This window comes from Patescibacteria group bacterium, assembly GCA_034520665.1.
In the GTDB taxonomy this organism is placed as follows: domain Bacteria; phylum Patescibacteriota; class Patescibacteriia; order JAXHNJ01; family JAXHNJ01; genus JAXHNJ01.
Genome location: JAXHNJ010000003.1, coordinates 1 through 18,511, shown reverse-complemented (window position 1 = coordinate 18,511; position 18,511 = coordinate 1). Strand labels below are relative to the sequence as shown.

Sequence of the window (18,511 nt, the reverse complement as noted above, 5' to 3'; positions counted from 1 at the left end):
TATGGAAATTAGCATTGATTTAACTACTCCCATAAATAGTAACTCTTATTTTGCTCCTTTAGCTATGCTTTGGTATATTATTATTCATGGTGGTTGGGTAATTATTTTAGGGGCAATTTTGTTTGGACTTTGGTGGACCTGGATTCAGTGGCGTAAAAATATTTACAATTCAAAAATAGAATTTACTCTTTTAGCTATTGATATACCCAAAGAAAATGAACAGACACCCAAGGCCGTGGAAAATATTTTTTCTCATCTTCATGGCATACAAAAAAAAGGCAGCAAAATAGACCGCTGGCTGCATGGCTATAACCAGCAGGCTTTTGCTTTGGAAATAATTAGTATGGGCGGATATATCCAATTTTTGATCAGAACTCCCAATCAATTTCGTGATATGGTAGAGTCAGCCATTTACGCTCAGTATCCGGACGCTGAAATTACGGAAGTTCAGGACTATACAGAAGATATTAAAGTTGAATTTCCCAATGACCAATATGATATTTATGGAGCTGAAATGAAATTAGACAAAAAAGAAGTTTATCCGATTAAAACTTATCGTGATTTTGAAGATCCGGCGGCCAAAGAATATTTTAAAGATCCGATGGGTTCTTTATTGGAAATTTTAAGCCGTTTAATGCAGGGAGAACAGCTTTGGCTGCAGTTTGTTATTGCTCCTCCCGAAGGCAATAAATGGCGTGATAATGGTATTAATTTAATCAAGAAATTGATTGGAGCTAAAAGTTCCTCTAAAAGTAATGATTTATTTTGGTTGCCGCGTGATTTTGTTAAAGGGTTTAGTGAATCACTGACTGCTTCAATAATACCTCCTTCTGAATTTGGTGAAAGGGCTAGTCAAAACGAAGGCTTGAAATGGCCGACTATGATGCAGCACTTAACTCCTTCAGAAAAAGCAGTAGTTGAGGCTATTGGCATTAAAATATCTAAAATTGCTTTCCGCACTAAAATACGGGTAGTTTATTTTGCTGAAAAAGAAGTTTTTAGCCATAAAAGAATAATCCCGGCTGTCCTCGGGGCTATGAAGCAGTATAACACCTTAGATTTAAATGGTCTTAAGCGGGACAAAAAAACCAAAACCAAAGTAACTTATCCGCCTATTGAAGCTATTACTCAGTGGAGAATTAATAACCGTAAAAGGAGGCTGCTTTGGGGCTATAAATACCGGAGTGGTGTTCGAGGCCGCAATATGTTTGTTTTAAATATCGAAGAGTTAGCCAGTTTATTTCACTTTCCAATTTCTACAGTCAAGGCGCCGCTGGTTAAAAAGACAGAGGCTCGAAAAGGTGAACCGCCGGTGTCTTTGCCTCAGCAGGTCTTTTCTCCCGAACCCAAAAAATCTCCTCAAACAGTGGGTCCTAGTAACAAGACAAAAGAAAACCAACCTCAGGACGGCCAACCACCGGTGGCGCCCAATAACTTACCCTTTACTAAATAGATTTTTATGGCAACCAATAATAGTCAAAATAATAATAATCAGGAGAATGAGATTACTCCTTTTGCTATGACCAATTTTCGGAATATAAACCGGAAGTTTGGTATTAAAAGTGATGATCGTCGTCGTCATATGTATATTATTGGTAAAACCGGCATGGGAAAATCTACCACTATTGAAAATATGATTGTAGATGATATTCATAGAGGCAAAGGAGTGGCTCTAATAGATCCGCTGGGTGATTTAGTAGAAAGAGTTATTCAGTTTATTCCTTCTCATCGTATTAATGACGTGGTTTATTTTAATCCGGCTGATTTAGATTATCCCATTGCTTTTAATGTTTTGGAATCTGTTGATCCGACCTATCATCATTTAGTTACTTCTGGCTTAATTGCTGTTTTCAAGAAAATATGGATTGATTCCTGGGGACCGCGTTTGGAATACTTATTGCGTAATACTATTTTATCTTTGCTTGAATATCCAGGCAGCACTCTTCTTGGTGTTACTCGTTTGCTGGTGGATAAAAATTATCGCAAAAAAGTGGTGGATAAAATCACTGATCCAGTGGTCAAGGCCTTTTGGAAGAATGAATATCAAGCCTATTCTAATCAGTTTCGTACCGAAGCTATTTCTCCTATTCAAAATAAGGTCGGGCAGTTTTTATCCAGCTCGGTCATCAGGAATATTGTAGGCCAGCCCAAAAGCACCATTGATATGCGTGAAATTATGGATGAGGGTAAAATCTTACTTTTGAATCTTTCCAAGGGACGAGTGGGCGAGGATAATTCTTCATTACTGGGAGCTATGATGGTGACGAAAATTCAGCTGGCCGCTATGAGTCGGATTGATGTTCCTGAGGAAGAAAGAAAAGATTTTTACCTTTATGTTGATGAATTTCAGAACTTTGCTACCGAGAGTTTTGCTACTATTTTATCTGAGGCCAGAAAATACCGGCTGGATTTAACCATTGCTCATCAGTATATTGAACAGCTGGATGAAAAGGTTCAGGCGGCTGTTTTTGGTAATGTCGGCACTATTGTGGCTTTCCGGGTGGGGGCTGCTGACGCGGAATTTTTAGTCAAGGAATTTGAGCCTATTTTTTCGGAGACTGATTTAGTTAATTTAACTAAGTATGAGGTTTATTTAAAACTAATGATTGACGGTGTGGCTTCTGATCCTTTTTCTGCCTCTACTTTGCCACCAGTAACAGAAGAGGAAGGTAACCGCGAAAAAATAATTCGTACTTCCCGGGAAAGATATTCAGAAAAAAGGGAAATAATTGAAGATAAAATTTCTCGCTGGACCGGAGCCAAATCAGAAGCCCAAAAAAGCCAAAGCAATAATCAGACAAACCGAAATTATAATAAAAATTATAATAAAAACAGAAGATATAACAAAAAAGATAATAAACCTAAAGTAGATTTTCGCAAAGAAAAAATTGTGCCCCAAGCTAGTATTGATAATAAAAAGGCAATATCATTGAAAGAAGCTTTAGGTAAAGAGCCCACTTCCTTTAAACAAAGCAAGCGGAGAAAAGCTAAGCAGAGAAAATCTTCACACCAAGATAATAAAAATTATTCAAGCAAAGAAAATAAAAAATCAACCAGATCCCAAAATAAAAATTATCACAGCCTTAATCCGGGTCAAGTGGTTAAAATGTAAACTTTATGGTTTTAAGATTAAAAAAATTGATCTTAAGTTTACTTCTAATATTTGTTTTAACTTTTCTGCTTTCTTTAGTCCTTTATGGTCTGGCCGGACAATTACCTTATAATCTATGTTTTAAAATAGCCTCTGGTGTTACTTTTGTTTACGGCCTTATTTATATTATAAAAATAATCGGAGGGAAAGAGGAAAAAAAGGAGAGCTATGCTATAATAAAAACAAAAACAAAAGCTCAAAGAATATTTTACTCTCTCTTATTTTATAGTTTAATCTACGCCTTTATTTGGGGCTTGTTAACTGATTAATATATGAAAATTAAATCATTTAAAGAATGCAAAGACCTTAAACTTGGTTTTTTCGAATGTCCTTCTTCTTTGTTTATTTTTGCCGGCTTTATCACCATACTGCTTATTTTGACCACTTTTTTTATTGCCCGTAATTATTATTCAGAAGAAATTGTTTTTTTGATGACAGTTTTTATAGCTATGGTTATGTTTATTATTTCTTATTTTGTCCATCAGGGCACGGTTAAAGTGGCTGATTCTAAAAAAAATCTGCAAAATATAAACACTAAACTAAAAAATACTTTGGAGAAGTTGAAAAAGGCCGAAAAACAAAGGACAGAATTCATAAATATGATGGTTCATGACCTGCGGTCACCTTTAAACGGTTTACGCATGGTTTCTAATTTAATGATTGATGATATTAAAAAAGATAAGGTTCGCCACTTTGAAGAACCAGTCAAGCTGGTAAATCAAAGCAGTCAGAGGATGCTTGATATTGTTAATGACTTACTGGATGTTTCAAAAATTGAGTCTGGCATGTTTAAAGCAGAAAAAGAGGTATCTGATATTTCCTATTTGATCGAAGATGTTATTAAGTATTTTAAACCCGTGGCCGGAAATAAAAATATATCAATCAAGTTTAAAAAGTCAGAAAATTTACCTCAAATACCAATTGATAAGAAAAAAATGCGCCAGGTTTTTGAGAATCTATTGTCCAATGCTATTAAATTTACCAAAAAAGAGGGGCGTATAGAAATCGGCGCTTTTTTACATAAAAAAAAGCATGACCTAAACCAGGAAGCGGAGAAAAATCAGATTGAGTGGTATCTTAAAGGTGGTGACAATAAGCTTGATAATTACGACCAGTCACTAGTTATTTCTGTAACTGATAATGGCCAGGGTATTTCTTTTAAGAATTTATCAAAACTTTTTAATAAGTTTGAGCAGATGAAAAATGTTTCCCAAAAAAAGGAAAAAGGATCTGGTTTAGGTTTGGTTATTGTCAAAGGCATTGTTGAAGCCCATGGGGGCAATATTGGCGTGGCTTCCAAAAAAGGAGTCGGTACTACCTTTTATTTTAATTTACCATTATCATAAATATTAAATCTAAAATTATGAAATCAAAAAAAATATTAATAATCGAGGATGAAGCGGCTTTACTCTACGCTCTTAAGGCTCGTCTAACCGTTGATGGGTATTCAATTACCACAGTTGATTCCGGAGAAAAAGCTTTAGAGGCTCTGGAGAAAGATGAGCCTGATTTAATCGTCTTGGATATTATTCTTCCCCAAATGAGTGGTTATGATTTTTTAAAGGAAATTAAGGAAAATGATAAATATAGAGATATTCCGGTGGTGATTATGTCTAATTTAAGCAAAAAAGGTGATATTGAAAAAGGACTTAAGCTGGGGGCTAAAGATTATCTAATAAAGACTGAATTTAATTTGGATGATTTTATTAATAAAATAAAAAAGGTTATAAAAAATGGCTGATAAAAAAATATTAATTATTGAAGACGAACCCACCGAGGTCTTTGCTTTAAAAAAAATATTACAAGAAGCTAACTTCAAAACTAGCTCAGCTTCTGACGGCGAAGAGGGTTTAAAAAAAATTAAACAAAATTTTCCTGATTTAGTTTTGTTGGATATTCGAATTCCGAAAATTAACGGCTTTGATTTTTTGCAATTTGTCAAAAAAGAAGACAAAACCAAAAACATACCTATTATTATGCTGACTAATATTGAAGATAAAGAATCTATAAAAAGAGCCTTGGCTTTGGGGGCTTCCGGGTATTTTGTCAAAGCTAAAACCAGTCCTCATGAGCTGATTGGCACTATTGATAAACAAATAAATAAAAAAAATGAGACTAGAGAATAAGTCAGATATTAATCCAATTAAACCGGAAAAAAAGCAAAAGTCAAAAAAATGGCTTTGGCTGGTTTTCGGTCTGATCATTATTTTAATACCATTAGTTTTAATCGGTCTGACCGGTTTATACAAAATACCGGGTCTTTCTCATATTTTTTCAACCGCCCAGGCTAAGGATCTTAAAGTAAATTCCAGCCAGGAAATAAGGCAAAACTTTTTACAAAAAACCGGGCTAAAAATAAATCTCGAGGCTAATAGTCATCCTTTTAGCCAGAAAGAATATAAGGATCAGGTTTCTTTGAGTTTGCAGCCGACTCAGGAGGAAATTACTTCACTGCTTCAGTATTCTTTTCCAGAAGATCACCCGGGCCGTTCTTTACAGGTAAAAATGATTGAAGGTGGTCTTGAGTTATCTGCTTTTTTAAATAAACCTCTTAAGGTGCCGGTCTGGACTCGGGTTTTAGTGGAAAGAAAGGATGATCAGACAATTGAGTTAAAAATAAAAAAAGGGAAAATTGGCTTAATTCCAGTGCCCGAAGGTTATTTGGAAAAAGCTGAAGCATGGCTGGAAAAAACTATTAATAACCGCTTAGCTGAAATTCCTAACTTGGCTATTAAAGACTTAAAATATTTTGATGGCTATTCTTACTTTGAAGGCACTCTGCCGGCCAATATCACGGCCAAGTCGGGCCAATGGTTAGATATTTAAAATACTATTTTATGTTTAAACTTTATAATTCATTATCCAGAAAAAAAGAAAACTTTAAACCCTTAAAAAAGAAAAAGGTGACTATGTACAGCTGCGGTCCGACGGTCTATGCTAAGCCCCATATTGGTAATTTGTCGGCTTTTTTAGCCGCTGATTTACTGAAAAGATATTTAATTTATTCTGGTTATCAGGTTAACCAGGCTATGAATTTGACCGATGTTGATGACAAAACCATTAAAGGCTCGATGCAAGCGGGGGTAAATTTAGAAACCTATACCCAACCCTTTATTGAAGCTTTTTTTCAGGATATTAAAGCTTTGAATATGCAGCCGGCTGACTATTACCCCAAAGCCACTGAATTTATCGGATCCATTGTGGATATGGTTAAAACTCTGCTGGATAAGAACTATGCTTATCAGGGCGATGACGGCTCGATCTATTATAAAGTCAAAAAATTTAAAAATTACGGCCAATTAGTAAATTTAAAAAAACAAAAGCTAAAAAGCGGGGCCCGGGTTTTGCATGATAATTATGATAAAAAAGAAGTGGCTGATTTTGCCTTATGGAAGGCTTGGTCACCCCAAGACGGCGATGTTTTCTGGGAAACCGAACTCGGGAAAGGCCGTCCGGGCTGGCATATTGAGTGCTCGGCTATGTCGACCTCGCTCCTGGGGCCTTCGATTGACCTTCACACCGGGGCTATTGACTTGAAATTTCCTCATCACTCTAATGAAATCGCCCAAAGCGAAGCGGCCACTGGTAAGAGGTTTGTTAAATACTGGGTGCACCGTTCTTATTTGCGGATGGGCCAAGAAAAAATGTCCAAAAGCCTGGGCAATGTTTTGAATTTAGAGGAAATCATAAAGCAGGGTTTTTCGGCTCGTGATTTCCGTTATTTAGTTTTAACTAACCACTACCGCACGCCCTTAGTTTTTACCAAAACAGCCATGAAATCAGCTAAAAATTCTTTGAAAAAATTTGATGAGTTCACCGAGCGTTTAAATAATTTATCGGCGGCAAAATCAGATTTTGATTTAAGAAAATATCTGGATAAAATAAAAGAAGATTTTGAAAAGTATATGGACGATGACTTGAACACGCCCAGAGCCATGGCAGTTATTTTCCGTTTTATAAAAAAAATAAATAAAGAAATTGATAATAAAAATATTTCCCAAAATGAGGGTCAGAGAATTATTAAATTTCTTAAAGAAATTGATCAGATCTGGGGCTTTATTTTTTGGGGGCATGACAAGAAAAGAAAATTATCAAGTGAAGAAAAAGAACTTTTAGAAAAAAGGGATCAGGCTAGGAAAAAGAGAAATTTTGAAGAATCTGATAAAATCAGAGATCAGTTGGCGGAAAAAGGTATTGAAGTGAGGGACACCCAGGAAGGGGAACAGGTGTGGCAGTTTAGGGGTTGAGTTAATTTAAGTTAATTATAGTTAATTGAGTTGATTGAGTGATTAAGGGATCTAGAGATTGTCACCCGGCGGGTGATCCGCCTGGCCAAAGATATTAGATGTTAAGTGATCAAGTGATTCGGATATTTTTTTAAAGTAAGCATAAAAATGTTATACTTTAATTATTATATAAAATTAAATTAAAAATTAAAATTAGAAAGGAAATTATTTATGGCAAAAAATAACCCAGAAAGCTCTTCACTAGAAATGACCAATAAATTAGATCTCGTTAATAGAGAAAAAGGTAAAGATTTTTATCATGATTTTGCTGGAAATTATGGCAGTGAAACTGGACAGCCTAATTTTGTAGCAAAAATAGATGAATTTAGAAAAAAAGTTAAAGAGATTGAAGATTCTGATGAAGCAGACGATGTTAAAAAATTTAAAATTGACAAAGCTAAAAACGAAATTGTAGAGTCAGCATTAGCTAGGATTAAAATACATTTAGAACATCCAGAACGCCTATCCGATATGCCTCCAAAAGGTTTTAAAGAAACTTACACCGCTATTACTAGTGTTTTGGCTAACACTGGAGAAATTGGTAAATACTTAGAAGAATTGAAAGAATTAAGAGAACAATTCTTAAAAGCTTTCCCTGAAGCTGGTATTTAGAAGAGGAAAATTTGATTAAAATAAATCAAGTGTTTATGGCTTTAAAAGGTATTGAAGTGAGGGACACCCAGGAAGGGGAGCAGGTGTGGCAGTTTAGGGGTTGAGTTAATTTAAGTTAATTATAGTTAATTGAGTTGATTGAGTGATTAAGGGATCTAGAGATTGTCATTCTTCGGGAGATCCGTCTCTAGCGGAAGATATTAGATGTTAAGTGATCAAGTCATTTCGATATTTTTTTAAAAGACTAGACCTTAGACATTGGATGATAGACCAACAGTCCGTTTTTTTATACGAATTTATAAAAAGTAGAAGCTTATTTAAAATTAAAAATTTTTGGTTGACAATTAATTTAAATTTTGCTAAAGTTATTAACTATTATTAGAAAATAATGTTCTTTTTATTTTTTTTCAAAAGGAGGCTTGAATTGGTTGGTATAGGATTTATATATTTTTTAGCATTTATGGCGTGTTTAGTATTTTTTTTATGGGGTATTTTTTCTATATTGGAAAATGAAAAAGAAACAGTTCTCTCGGCTAGTTTTTTTGCTGGTGAGCATCAAATGCTACCAATAGGTGGAGATAAAGAAAATGGATTTTTAACTTTTGATCCAAAAAGAAAAAACTATAATTTCTATTGGCATAACGCAAATATTAAATATGGCTGTAATTATACGATTAGCCAAGATATGGTTCGTTTCGAATTAGATGAAAGTTATGAATCGCCAAAATTACGTTTTCGCTGGAAAAGCCAGCCAACTAATGAAAAAGGACAGGCGGTTATGTATAAAAGTTATTGGCGCTCATATGTTATCTATATCGTTATTCGCGGTAAAGCTAAGCACCTTTATATCAACAATATTTAAATATTGTTTTATAAAGAAATGGCGGTTCGCCCGAGCGAACCGCTTTTTTAATAAACATAAATTGACTTAATATATATTTTATGATAAGTTACCCTGTTCTGATTTTGATAATTATGGTTTGACAAAAAGGAGGAAAAGATGAAGGCTCGGTTGAAAAGAGTTATGTATGAGGGAGCGATTCCAAGAGCCAATGGTTATGTCGATTATGTCATCTTAGCGGAAAAATGCACCTTTACCGGTCTGTCAGAGACCCCCACTTCCACGATAAACGCGGCCGGAAAGATTATCTTGTCCATTTGTCGTGAAGAAGAATTAGAGCCGGATAATTTGGAATTCTTCGATTTACAGACAGCCAAGGGTTATGGCAGCAAGAAATTGGGAGAATTCGTATATGACCAGGTCAAGTTTATCTATCATGCTGGGCGGCCACCACTAGTAAAAAAGGACGGTGCTGAAATAATCACTGGCGGACAGGTTGTAGATATCTACTGGTGTCCGACACTTTGCCCGGAAGAAGTAATCAGACTTTTTACTGAGCATATCGGGCCGAATCCCAGACAGATCGAATATCAACCCAGATAGCTATTTCCACACGGGAAGGGGAGCCAATCAAACGGCTCCCTTTTATTAAAATAGTTATAGTTATAGCGGCTTCCGCCAGAGCCTGCCTTTTGGTAGACAAGGGCGGACAGGAGTAAAGTTGTGGTTTTTGGGTTTGAAGGCCATCTTTTTTTTAATTTCAAATAACCAATTGCAAAATTCAAAATAATATCAAATGATTAAAATTCAAAATTCAAATTATTATTTAATCCTTAAAAATAAAAAGTTTCTTATGTTTTTTTATTTGATATTTGTATTTGTTTTGAATTTTGAGCTTTAATTTTTGGGATTTAGAAAAAATAGACCATAACTATAACGAAAAACCTTACCCGCCGCTAAGCCTAAAACCTATTAGCATTAAAGAAAAGGTTATGGGCTGAGCCGCTAGTTTGGTTATTAGGCTGAGTCAATGGCTTTTTATTCTAAGCCCAACCACCAAAAACTAAAGCATAACTTTATCGGCTCTGAATCTCCAATCACAAATCTCCAACCCAAAAAAACACATCTATTGACAAAACCGATTAGTTTGATAAGCTTTAAGTAGACAAATTTTGGGCGGCCCAGTCGGGGTCGCTTTTTTACTGGTTGAAAAAAAGGCTTAACAGGCATATCCTCTATGATAGATAATAAAATAAGTAAATACTATGACCCGTATTTTTCTTGATGAAAGCGGTGATTTAGGATTTAGTAAACGGTCTAGTGACTGGTTTATAATAACTATGGTTATTACTAATTATCACCGGTCTGTTGAGAAATGCGTAAAAAAAGTTCACCGGGGCTTAAAAAAGAAATATAAGAGAGTGGGTGAATTACACGCCTATCATTCAGATTCAATGACCAAAAAGCGTGTTTTACGGAATTTATCTGAAATATATGATCTTAATGTTCTCTCTATTATATTAAATAAAAAGAAAGTTCATATTGATCTGCAAAATCAAAAAAATTACCTTTATAATTACACGGCTAATATTCTACTTGATCGGCTGAATAAGAAAAAAGTACTGCCGGAGAATCGCCAGATTAATATTTATATTGACCAGAAAGAAACCAATAAATTCTTAAAAAAGAATTTTCTTGATGATTTGCGTAAAAGTTTGGCCAAATGGGAAAATAAGCAATTTGATATTAAAATAAAACCCTCTCATACAGAAAAATGCCTTCAGGCGGTTGATTTTATCTCTTGGGCCATATTTCGAAAATATGAGAGCAATGATTATGAATTTTATGAGATAATTAAGAATAAAATTATTGGGGAGAATCTCTTGTTCCCATAAACAGAAAACCCCTTGCTTTAACGGGACGCCTTACGGTATCCCAACACAAGAGGATTTACTTCTAAATTTATTCTATCATAGCTTATCCACCATGTCAAGTATTAAATAAGTCATTAATAATAAAAAAAATATAAATAATTACGCTTTTATTGACAGCCAGAATCTGAATTTAGCCATTCGCGAACAGGGTTGGCGCCTTGATTTTAAAAGGTTCAGGGTTTATTAAAAAACAGCGGGATTGAAGTGAGGGACACCCAGGAAGGGGAGCAGGTGTGGCAGTTTAGGGGTTGAGTTAATTTAAGTTAATTGTAATTAATTGAGTTGATTGAGAGATTAAGGGATCTAGAGATTGTCACCCTGCGGGAGATCCGTCTCTAGCGGAAGATATTAGATGTTAAGTGATCAAGTAATTCGGATATTTTTTAAAAGACTAGACCATGGATATTAGATAATAGAAGAAGTTGTTAGTTTTTTGCTAAGAGTTGAAAGAGTAAATTATTCTCATTGGTTGGGTAACTTTTAAATTATTAAAAAAAAGAGAAAAAACTTTGGAAAATTAAGAGAGTCTTGACAAATTGTGTTTGTATGTTAAAATTCAACAAACCATAAAACTGTAAAAGGAGGTGATTAGAATGTTTGATGATGACGGACTCGGTAATGACTACAGAGATCTTGGAGATGATGAAGCGGGTGATTGGGCAGATAATGATAGCTCTAGCGAATAATTCGTACATTCTTTTATTTAACAAAGGAGCCCTGAGCGGCTCCTTTTTTTATATAATAAAATTTGTGATTAGAGAATAGAAATCTGAATATCCAATCTCAAAAAAACACATCTATTAACAAAAACCACCAGTTTGATAAGCTTTAAATAGACAAATTTTGGACGGCCTAAGTCGGGTCGTTTTTTTAGTTGAATTTGACTTTTGTATGCTAATAACATACAATTGTATGTAGATAGCATACAATTAATTTCATTCCCATGAGTTTTAATTTAACTAAAAATCAATCCTTACTTCTTGGCCTCTTTTTTGCCAATCCTAAAAAATCGTTTTATATGCGCCAATTAAGCCGCATGATAGATAAGGAGCCGGGCGTTTTTCAAAAAGATATTAATAATCTTGAGGATGAGGGCATTTTAAAAAGTAACTATGTTGGTAATAACCGGTTTTTTTCTTTAAATAAAAATTACCCCCTTTTTAAGGAAATAAAAAGTATTATTAACAAAACTACCGGTTTGGAAAAAACCTTGGAAAAAAGTTTGCAAGAAATAAAAAATATAGATAAAGCCTATATTTACGGTTCATACGCTAAGGGAGAATCTGATAAATTTAGTGATATTGATTTATTAATTATTGGCTATCCAGTATCAGATAAACTGGAAAATGTGATTAAACAATTAGAAAAAAGATTCAGAAGAGAAATAAATTATACCCTTTATTCCCAAAAAGAATTTAACCAGAAAAAAAATAAAGATCCGTTTTTAAAAGATATTATGAATGATAAAAAAATTGAGATAATTTAATGAAAAAATTTAGGAAAACTAAAATCAATGAGGCAAATATTCTTAAATTTTATCAAAGTGCCGTAAAAAAGTTTTCCAGTGCTAAGAAAATAATAAGATTAGATGAAGAAGCCGCTTATAATTTATTATACGAATCAATGTTAAAAGCCTCGCTTTCTCTCTTGTTAAGTTACGGAGTTAGACCGAGAAGTTTACCGGGCCATCATAAAAATATTATTGAATTTTCCGAAAATAAATTAGGTAAAAAATATTCTTCTTTAATAAATATCTTTGATAGAATGAGACGAAAACGCAATAAAATGCTATACACAGTTGATATTAATGTAAGCAAGACAGATACAAAAAGAGTTTTAAAATCTACAGAAGAATATTTAAAAATAATTCGTCTCCATATTAACCGGAATAATAAACAATTAAACTTAAAAATTTAAATTAGAAATTTTCTTATATAATATTTAATATGGGATAAACCTAGATAATTAGTCGTTAAATATAAAGACAAACCGTAGTCTCACGACTTGTCCGCCGGAGTCTCCCGTAGGGAGACGAAGGCTTGAAATTTTTTCTATTTATAATAAGAGACAAAAGCAGGATTTTATGTATTTTTGCTTTGTCTTTTGGAGAAGAATAAATAGATTTTTTTTATTTTACTCTTATTTTATAAATTGTATAATAAATATCGCTAGAATTTTCTTTGGCAATGTAAACTAATTTTCCGTTTATCTCCTGGGCAAATTTTATATGCAAATATTCTGGACTGTAAATTTTTCCGTTAATAACTAGAAAATCTTTATTATCATTCCGAGCGACATAGCCTAATTGGCCAGCCACTTCAAAAGGTGAATTAGCCTCATCATATTCAGTACCATATTCCTTTCCATTATAATAAACAAGACTTCCTAGAGAAGTATTACTATCCATTGTTAGAAAAGGATGTCTATAATAATTTATTTCAAATGCTAATTTTCCGCCGATGCTTTTAATTTCATAATATTCTTTAGTAAAATCCTCATGTGATTTTCTATGATTTGGTTTCCATTCTTTATTATTATAAAAAATTGATGGATTAAATTCATCACCAGAAACAAAAACTGGTTTTTTATTAACTTCAAATATCCGACTATCAACTTTTTTAGCTTCGGTATGTGTTGAAATATTAGTTTCTATTTTTTCATTGTCATAAACAAAAAAAGAATTCCAATAGTTATCAATTTTATTATGCCCTGCGTAGGCTAATTTATTATTTATAATTTTTACACAACTAATATTATCATATTCTTCAGTAACAATTTTTCCGTTAATAACTAAAAACTGTTTTTTATCATTTGTCGCAATATATCCTAATTTATTTTTAAATTCAAAAGGGGAAGACGCAGAATCATATTTTAAACCATATTCCTGGCCATTAACAACTAAAAATACTTTTCCATTATTTTTTGCCTGATACCCTAATTTATTTTTAAATTCAAAAGGGGAAGACGCAGAATCATATTTTAAACCATATTCCTGGCCATTAACAACTAAAAATACTTTTCCATTATTTTTTGCCTGATACCCTAATTTATTATCAATTACAAAAGGGGAAAACGCAGAATCATATTTTAAACCATATTCCTGGCCATTATAAATAACTATATCCTTATGAACAACCCTTTCAGGACTCCTAGTTGTTTCTCTATTATATACTTGAAAAGCAATTTTTTCATTAAGATCTATCAATGGCGAATGAGGATCAATATAATAGTCTTTATTATCCATGTAGATAACTTTTTCTCCATGGATTACATAGCTAGTTCCATTTAAATAGGTAGCTCCTTGTGATTCTTCATCATAATTATAGGCAATATAAGTGATATCGTCTCCAATCACATTATAAATAAAATTACCAGTGTTGCTGTAATTGGCTCCATACTCTCGACCGTCAAAATATATTATACTGTTATTGTCTTGGTTACGAGCCTGAAAAATGAGCTTGCCATCAATTACTTGGATATTCTTTATATTTTTATACTTTTCAGAAAATTCAATAATATTAACTATTTTTTCGTTATTACCTCTGTAATAAAAATAGCAATACAAAAAAATACCTAAACCAATAATAACTAAAATGCAAATAGTTATGAATAATTTTTTTTGTTCATAAAATTTGTTCATAAAAATAGTAAAATTTTTCTTACAATAATAATTATAAAATAAATTACTTAGAATGTAAAGAGAAATAATAGCTAATTAAAAGGCTCCTTTTTATCTATAAATCTTTAACCCCAAATCCCAAATCTCCAAATCTCCAATGCTAAAATATATTGACAAAACCGCTCAGTTTGCTATAATAGTAAGGTAGTTTAACAACTTAATATATTTATCAAGAGTGCAAGTTAGGGGACTGGCCCAGTAATCTTGCCGGCAACCATTGGAAATTCCGCCAATAAGGTGCCAAATCCAGCCCAAAAAGGGGAAAGATGAAAAGTCGATTTTTTTATCCATCAAACTTAAAGTTATATGGATAATCCACTCTTTTTCTTTTTTTGGGAAAAGAGTTTTTTAATTTAGTAAGGAGAAAAAAATTATGAAAAAAAACAAAAAAAATTATACAGAAAGTGAGTTGAATCAGGCTTGTCAAGAAGGAACTGAAGAAGGTATTCTAAGAGCGCTAAAAGAACTAGAGGAGGAAGATGAGCTAAAAGAGAAACAAAGAAAAAAGGAAAAAATGGAAGAGCAACGAAACAGATCGTAGAAAAAAATATTATTAAAATAATAAAATACGATGACATTATCCAAAAGGGTAAGGAAACAGAGAAAAAAATTAGAGAGAATGCGAGATCCCAATATCAAAATGCCAAGCGCAATGGTTACGATCTTACCAACAGAACAATTAGAAAGACTCCGGAAAAAACAAAAAAACCAGTAGATAAAGATATTGCCATTAAAGAACGCTTTCTAGATTATTTTTAAAAATAAAGGAAAAATTAATTTAGTTAATGTATGCCCAAAATAATTCATTTTTGAATTATTCTATTAAGCGAGTAAAGAAAAGAATTGGTAAATAATATTAAAAAACCCGCCCTTTCCTCCGGCTCTGCTCAGGGCCGGCTAGGGCTCAGGATCGAGGTTTTTAATTTGGAATTTGTATATTTGATATTATTTTGTGCTTTGTATTTTGATATTTGAATTTCCGCGTCCGCGTTCCTTGATTTTTCCCCCGAAAAATGGGGAGATTTGACTTATTGTACAAAAAGTAATATTATAAAAATAGACAAATTTTGGACGGCTCTCATTTTGAGCCGTTTTTGTTATTTTATTATGAAAAAAAATATAAATAATTACGCTTTTATTGACAGCCAGAATCTGAATTTAGCCATTCGTGAACAGGGTTGGCGCCTTGACTTTAAAAGATTCAGAATATATTTAAAAGATAAATACAATATTAAAAAGGCTTTTATTTTTATTGGTTATCTTTCGACTAATGAAAGTCTTTACCAGTCATTACAAGAGTATGGCTATATTTTGATATTCAAACCGACATTACGTTTACCCAGCGGCCACGTAAAAGGCAATGTTGATGCAGAATTAGTGCTCCACACAATGATTGAATACGAGAATTTTGATAAGGCGGTTATTATTACTGGAGATGGTGATTTTTACTGTTTGTTAAATTATTTACAAAAGCATAATAAGTTGTTTAAGCTTTTAATTCCAAATTTTTATAAATACTCATCTTTATTAAGACATTTTCAGGCCGATTATATGAATAAACTAAAAAATAAGCTTTCATCCCGTTATTAGGCCTGGTAAACTTGACAAAAATAATACTTGTGATATAGTTTGTATATAATCACGATGAGAGGCAAACCAAAGGATTTCGTTCCGCGGCCATGCCTCTCTTTTTAGTTAGAGAAAAATAAAATCTGAAAATTGTAGGCAAATTACAGACATTTGTCGGTCCATAGCATAAGATAAATATATTGTGAAAGCAGGAAGAATTTTTCGCTGGTATTGATAAAATTATTGATGAAATAGAAAATAGCAAATATAATAATACTAATAATGTCTTCTTTTGATCAATTTTGACCAACCCATTGAGCTTGGCTCGACTAGCTAGTGAATCCTTTTCTTATCCTCGCGTTTTTAATTTGGAATTTGTATATTTGATATTATTTTGTGCTTTGTATTTTGATATTTGAATTTCCGCGGCCTTCGTCGCGCTGAGCGCGATCGGCCGCGGTCTTGTTTATACGCCGGAGTCTCCCGTAGGGAGACGAAGGAGGAAGGGAGACGGAGGCTTGAAATTTTGATAAGTTATCAGTAGAATAAAAGCATGAAAAAAATTATTTTTTTATTATTACTGATAATTCTTGTTTTAATGCCAAAAAACTCTTTGGCCAAAGAAACTTATTTTTTCTTAAATTCTACAACAAAAGAATGCAGCCTTGATACTTTGCAATCGTATGACCTAAGAATAAGCGCCAGAAAAGATTTCGGGTGGGTTGTTCTTAGGGCTAATAAATACGTGGACTATGATACTCCTTTTGGTCTTTGTAGCGCCTTTTACTTTTCTTATAATTACTCGCCCAGCTCATGCTGTGAAGATTTTGGCTTTGAGTTTACAGAAAGCAGCCCGCCTACTGATAGAGTGGCTGAAGTGAGAACTTTTGAATCGACTGTTTGCGAGAAAGAGGGGGAGGTTATTGAGATTGGCTTTTGTTCCCAGGGGTATTATGATGAAGTAACCCAAGAAATTAAGGAAATTAAATATTGCCGTTATAAACCCCGAGCTTTGGTCATTGACTCTGAGAATAATATTTGTGGAGCCACTTATGAAGCCGTTACGGGTCGCCGGAAATTCAGCTACACCAATCCTGATTCCGGCAAGACAGTTGAAGAATTTACTAATGATGTCAGAGAGGTCACTCCCGGAGTATGCCCGACCTATCAAGAATATGAAGGGGAGGTTTATCAGCCCTCAGATCCGTGGTTTGGTGTTATAGCCGGAAGTAACAAATGTATTCTGGAAGAGGGTAATTACAAAAAATGCTGTTCGGATTTAGGCTATACTTACGTACCGCTAGGAACCATAAAATCTAATTTACATTATAGTAGCGGAGATAGTCGAGTGGATATTTATCAAGATAAGAATAATAATAATGCAATTAAGATTTTAACTTATATTCTGATTGGCTGTGTTTTAACTATACTGGTCGTTTTTTCCTGGTTTAAATTTAGAAAACACCGAAACCAAAATAAATTACCCTGGGACAAAGAGAATTTTAATTAATAACTTTATTTTTTAGTAAGGTAGTTAAATATAGCTACCTTTTCTTATCCTCGCGTTTGAATTTGGAATTTGTATATTTGATATTATTTTGTGCTTTGAATTTCGATATTTGAATTTCCGCGGCCTTCGGCCGCGTTCCTTGATTTTTCCCCCGAAAAATGGGAGTAAAAAAGTAATAAGAAAGAAGAGAAAATTATTGTTTAAAAAAGAAAATGTGAATAAGGCGCCGACTTTATTTGACTTAAAAAGTAAAATGAGGTAAGAAGTAAGTAGAGGTTTGTTTGGTTTATAGGCTCCTTAAAAAAAGGAGGTCAAAAATGTTAGAACTGTTAATAATGATTTTGGTTCCGGCTTTTATAGTCGGAGAAGGTATTGTAAAAGACAAAAAGAAAAAGGAGAAAAGAGAGGCCGAGTTAAAAGCTAAAAAAGAAAGAACAGGAGGTAATGATATGTTACCCGTCTTAAGAAGAAACTTACTACCCGGAGACAGGAGCTCACTTTATTCCAGTAATACTGGTGTCTATCCTTATGGATACAACGATAATTGTTGCGGCTCCATATTTCCCGAAGGAGGGAACGCTTTGGGTACGTTAGAGACCATGAACCGCGACCGGTGCAGCACCAACATAGTAACTGAAGCCTTATCAACTTGGAAAGGTTATCGACCCGTAAGTGAAGTTGAAGTGACTTCCGGTAAGTCCTGGACTGGCAAGACCAAAATTAAGTTGAAGATCAAATAACCTCAGACGTTTTTTTCATACTAGAAGGGCTGGCCAATGCTAGCCCTTTTTTTAATTAATGATCATTTTTTTATTAGAACGGGGCAAATATAACTCCTTTTTTACCCTCGTGTTTTTAATTTTGAATTTGTATATTTGATATTATTTTGTGCTTTGTATTTTGATATTTGAATTTCCGCGTCCGCGGTC

At 33.5% G+C, this 18,511-nt stretch carries 19 protein-coding genes and 1 riboswitch; of the genes, 18 read left to right on the top strand and 1 reads right to left on the bottom strand.

What is annotated here, in order from left to right:
* The first annotated feature begins 1 nt into the window (after window position 1).
* From U5L76_05875 to U5L76_05810, 14 genes are all read left to right on the top strand, one after another.
* Complete coding sequence (locus U5L76_05875; protein ID MDZ7799095.1) at window positions 2-1,453, top strand: hypothetical protein; 1,452 nt, start codon at window positions 2-4, stop codon at window positions 1,451-1,453.
* Window positions 1,454-1,459: 6 nt separating this feature from the next.
* Window positions 1,460-3,112, top strand: a complete 1,653-nt coding sequence (locus tag U5L76_05870) for a type IV secretion system DNA-binding domain-containing protein (GenBank protein ID MDZ7799094.1) — start codon at window positions 1,460-1,462, stop codon at window positions 3,110-3,112.
* A gap of 5 nt (window positions 3,113-3,117) precedes the next feature.
* A complete protein-coding gene (locus U5L76_05865; protein MDZ7799093.1) occupies window positions 3,118-3,420 on the top strand; it encodes a hypothetical protein in 303 nt (100 codons plus the stop codon).
* Between the two features lie 3 nt (window positions 3,421-3,423).
* Complete coding sequence (locus tag U5L76_05860) at window positions 3,424-4,497, top strand: HAMP domain-containing sensor histidine kinase (GenBank protein ID MDZ7799092.1); 1,074 nt, start codon at window positions 3,424-3,426, stop codon at window positions 4,495-4,497.
* Between the two features lie 17 nt (window positions 4,498-4,514).
* Window positions 4,515-4,892: a response regulator gene (locus tag U5L76_05855; GenBank protein ID MDZ7799091.1), complete on the top strand. Its 378-nt coding sequence runs from the start codon at window positions 4,515-4,517 to the stop codon at window positions 4,890-4,892.
* Window positions 4,885-5,277 (top strand): response regulator, encoded by a 393-nt coding sequence (locus tag U5L76_05850; GenBank protein ID MDZ7799090.1) that lies wholly within the window; start codon window positions 4,885-4,887, stop codon window positions 5,275-5,277. Before U5L76_05855 ends, U5L76_05850 begins: the two co-directional genes overlap by 8 nt.
* Window positions 5,261-5,977 carry a hypothetical protein gene (locus tag U5L76_05845; GenBank protein ID MDZ7799089.1) on the top strand — a complete coding sequence of 239 codons (717 nt, stop codon included), beginning with the start codon at window positions 5,261-5,263 and terminating at the stop codon, window positions 5,975-5,977. The genes U5L76_05850 and U5L76_05845 overlap by 17 nt, the downstream gene beginning before the upstream one ends.
* 11 nt (window positions 5,978-5,988) lie before the next feature.
* On the top strand, window positions 5,989-7,398 hold the full coding sequence (cysS, locus tag U5L76_05840; protein ID MDZ7799088.1) for a cysteine--tRNA ligase: 1,410 nt from the start codon (window positions 5,989-5,991) through the stop codon (window positions 7,396-7,398).
* 210 nt (window positions 7,399-7,608) lie between these two features.
* Entirely contained in the window at window positions 7,609-8,049 is a 441-nt protein-coding gene (locus U5L76_05835) for a hypothetical protein (protein ID MDZ7799087.1), read from the top strand.
* 388 nt (window positions 8,050-8,437) lie between these two features.
* The gene (locus U5L76_05830; GenBank protein ID MDZ7799086.1) at window positions 8,438-8,911 is read left to right on the top strand and encodes a hypothetical protein; all 474 of its coding nucleotides are present in this window, start codon (window positions 8,438-8,440) and stop codon (window positions 8,909-8,911) included.
* 138 nt (window positions 8,912-9,049) lie between these two features.
* Window positions 9,050-9,493 (top strand): hypothetical protein, encoded by a 444-nt coding sequence (locus U5L76_05825; GenBank protein ID MDZ7799085.1) that lies wholly within the window; start codon window positions 9,050-9,052, stop codon window positions 9,491-9,493.
* Between the two features lie 662 nt (window positions 9,494-10,155).
* Window positions 10,156-10,785, top strand: a complete 630-nt coding sequence (locus U5L76_05820) for a DUF3800 domain-containing protein (protein ID MDZ7799084.1) — start codon at window positions 10,156-10,158, stop codon at window positions 10,783-10,785.
* A gap of 982 nt (window positions 10,786-11,767) precedes the next feature.
* Window positions 11,768-12,310: a nucleotidyltransferase domain-containing protein gene (locus tag U5L76_05815; GenBank protein MDZ7799083.1), complete on the top strand. Its 543-nt coding sequence runs from the start codon at window positions 11,768-11,770 to the stop codon at window positions 12,308-12,310.
* Window positions 12,310-12,741 (top strand): hypothetical protein, encoded by a 432-nt coding sequence (locus tag U5L76_05810; GenBank protein MDZ7799082.1) that lies wholly within the window; start codon window positions 12,310-12,312, stop codon window positions 12,739-12,741. The genes U5L76_05815 and U5L76_05810 overlap by 1 nt, the downstream gene beginning before the upstream one ends.
* Before the next feature lie 211 nt (window positions 12,742-12,952).
* Here the strand turns inward: U5L76_05810 and U5L76_05805 are convergent, their stop codons facing one another.
* Window positions 12,953-14,464 carry a hypothetical protein gene (locus tag U5L76_05805; protein MDZ7799081.1) on the bottom strand — a complete coding sequence of 504 codons (1,512 nt, stop codon included), beginning with the start codon at window positions 14,462-14,464 and terminating at the stop codon, window positions 12,953-12,955.
* 202 nt (window positions 14,465-14,666) lie between these two features.
* Window positions 14,667-14,776, top strand: a riboswitch (SAM riboswitch).
* A gap of 100 nt (window positions 14,777-14,876) precedes the next feature.
* Here U5L76_05805 and U5L76_05800 point away from each other — a divergent pair.
* From U5L76_05800 to U5L76_05785, 4 genes are all read left to right on the top strand, one after another.
* Window positions 14,877-15,044 (top strand): hypothetical protein, encoded by a 168-nt coding sequence (locus tag U5L76_05800; protein MDZ7799080.1) that lies wholly within the window; start codon window positions 14,877-14,879, stop codon window positions 15,042-15,044.
* A 566-nt stretch (window positions 15,045-15,610) separates the two neighbouring features.
* Window positions 15,611-16,093 (top strand): NYN domain-containing protein, encoded by a 483-nt coding sequence (locus U5L76_05795; protein ID MDZ7799079.1) that lies wholly within the window; start codon window positions 15,611-15,613, stop codon window positions 16,091-16,093.
* A gap of 532 nt (window positions 16,094-16,625) precedes the next feature.
* Window positions 16,626-17,582, top strand: a complete 957-nt coding sequence (locus U5L76_05790) for a hypothetical protein (protein ID MDZ7799078.1) — start codon at window positions 16,626-16,628, stop codon at window positions 17,580-17,582.
* Window positions 17,583-17,899: 317 nt separating this feature from the next.
* Window positions 17,900-18,322 carry a hypothetical protein gene (locus tag U5L76_05785; protein ID MDZ7799077.1) on the top strand — a complete coding sequence of 141 codons (423 nt, stop codon included), beginning with the start codon at window positions 17,900-17,902 and terminating at the stop codon, window positions 18,320-18,322.
* Window positions 18,323-18,511: the final 189 nt, after the last annotated feature.

What these genes read in the sequence shown, in the direction of transcription:
- U5L76_05875 (MDZ7799095.1), top strand. Translation starts at nt 2, where the DNA reads ATGGAAATTAGCATTGATTTAACTACTCCCATAAATAGTAACTCTTAT.
- U5L76_05800 (MDZ7799080.1), top strand. Translation starts at nt 14,877, where the DNA reads ATGAAAAAAAACAAAAAAAATTATACAGAAAGTGAGTTGAATCAGGCT.
- U5L76_05830 (MDZ7799086.1), top strand. Translation starts at nt 8,438, where the DNA reads ATGTTCTTTTTATTTTTTTTCAAAAGGAGGCTTGAATTGGTTGGTATA.
- U5L76_05870 (MDZ7799094.1), top strand. Translation starts at nt 1,460, where the DNA reads ATGGCAACCAATAATAGTCAAAATAATAATAATCAGGAGAATGAGATT.
- U5L76_05855 (MDZ7799091.1), top strand. Translation starts at nt 4,515, where the DNA reads ATGAAATCAAAAAAAATATTAATAATCGAGGATGAAGCGGCTTTACTC.
- U5L76_05820 (MDZ7799084.1), top strand. Translation starts at nt 10,156, where the DNA reads ATGACCCGTATTTTTCTTGATGAAAGCGGTGATTTAGGATTTAGTAAA.
- U5L76_05790 (MDZ7799078.1), top strand. Translation starts at nt 16,626, where the DNA reads ATGAAAAAAATTATTTTTTTATTATTACTGATAATTCTTGTTTTAATG.
- U5L76_05815 (MDZ7799083.1), top strand. Translation starts at nt 11,768, where the DNA reads ATGAGTTTTAATTTAACTAAAAATCAATCCTTACTTCTTGGCCTCTTT.
- U5L76_05865 (MDZ7799093.1), top strand. Translation starts at nt 3,118, where the DNA reads ATGGTTTTAAGATTAAAAAAATTGATCTTAAGTTTACTTCTAATATTT.
- U5L76_05810 (MDZ7799082.1), top strand. Translation starts at nt 12,310, where the DNA reads ATGAAAAAATTTAGGAAAACTAAAATCAATGAGGCAAATATTCTTAAA.
- U5L76_05845 (MDZ7799089.1), top strand. Translation starts at nt 5,261, where the DNA reads ATGAGACTAGAGAATAAGTCAGATATTAATCCAATTAAACCGGAAAAA.
- U5L76_05825 (MDZ7799085.1), top strand. Translation starts at nt 9,050, where the DNA reads ATGAAGGCTCGGTTGAAAAGAGTTATGTATGAGGGAGCGATTCCAAGA.
- U5L76_05850 (MDZ7799090.1), top strand. Translation starts at nt 4,885, where the DNA reads ATGGCTGATAAAAAAATATTAATTATTGAAGACGAACCCACCGAGGTC.
- U5L76_05795 (MDZ7799079.1), top strand. Translation starts at nt 15,611, where the DNA reads ATGAAAAAAAATATAAATAATTACGCTTTTATTGACAGCCAGAATCTG.
- U5L76_05785 (MDZ7799077.1), top strand. Translation starts at nt 17,900, where the DNA reads ATGTTAGAACTGTTAATAATGATTTTGGTTCCGGCTTTTATAGTCGGA.
- U5L76_05805 (MDZ7799081.1), bottom strand. Translation starts at nt 14,464, where the DNA reads ATGAACAAATTTTATGAACAAAAAAAATTATTCATAACTATTTGCATT.
- cysS (MDZ7799088.1), top strand. Translation starts at nt 5,989, where the DNA reads ATGTTTAAACTTTATAATTCATTATCCAGAAAAAAAGAAAACTTTAAA.
- U5L76_05860 (MDZ7799092.1), top strand. Translation starts at nt 3,424, where the DNA reads ATGAAAATTAAATCATTTAAAGAATGCAAAGACCTTAAACTTGGTTTT.
- U5L76_05835 (MDZ7799087.1), top strand. Translation starts at nt 7,609, where the DNA reads ATGGCAAAAAATAACCCAGAAAGCTCTTCACTAGAAATGACCAATAAA.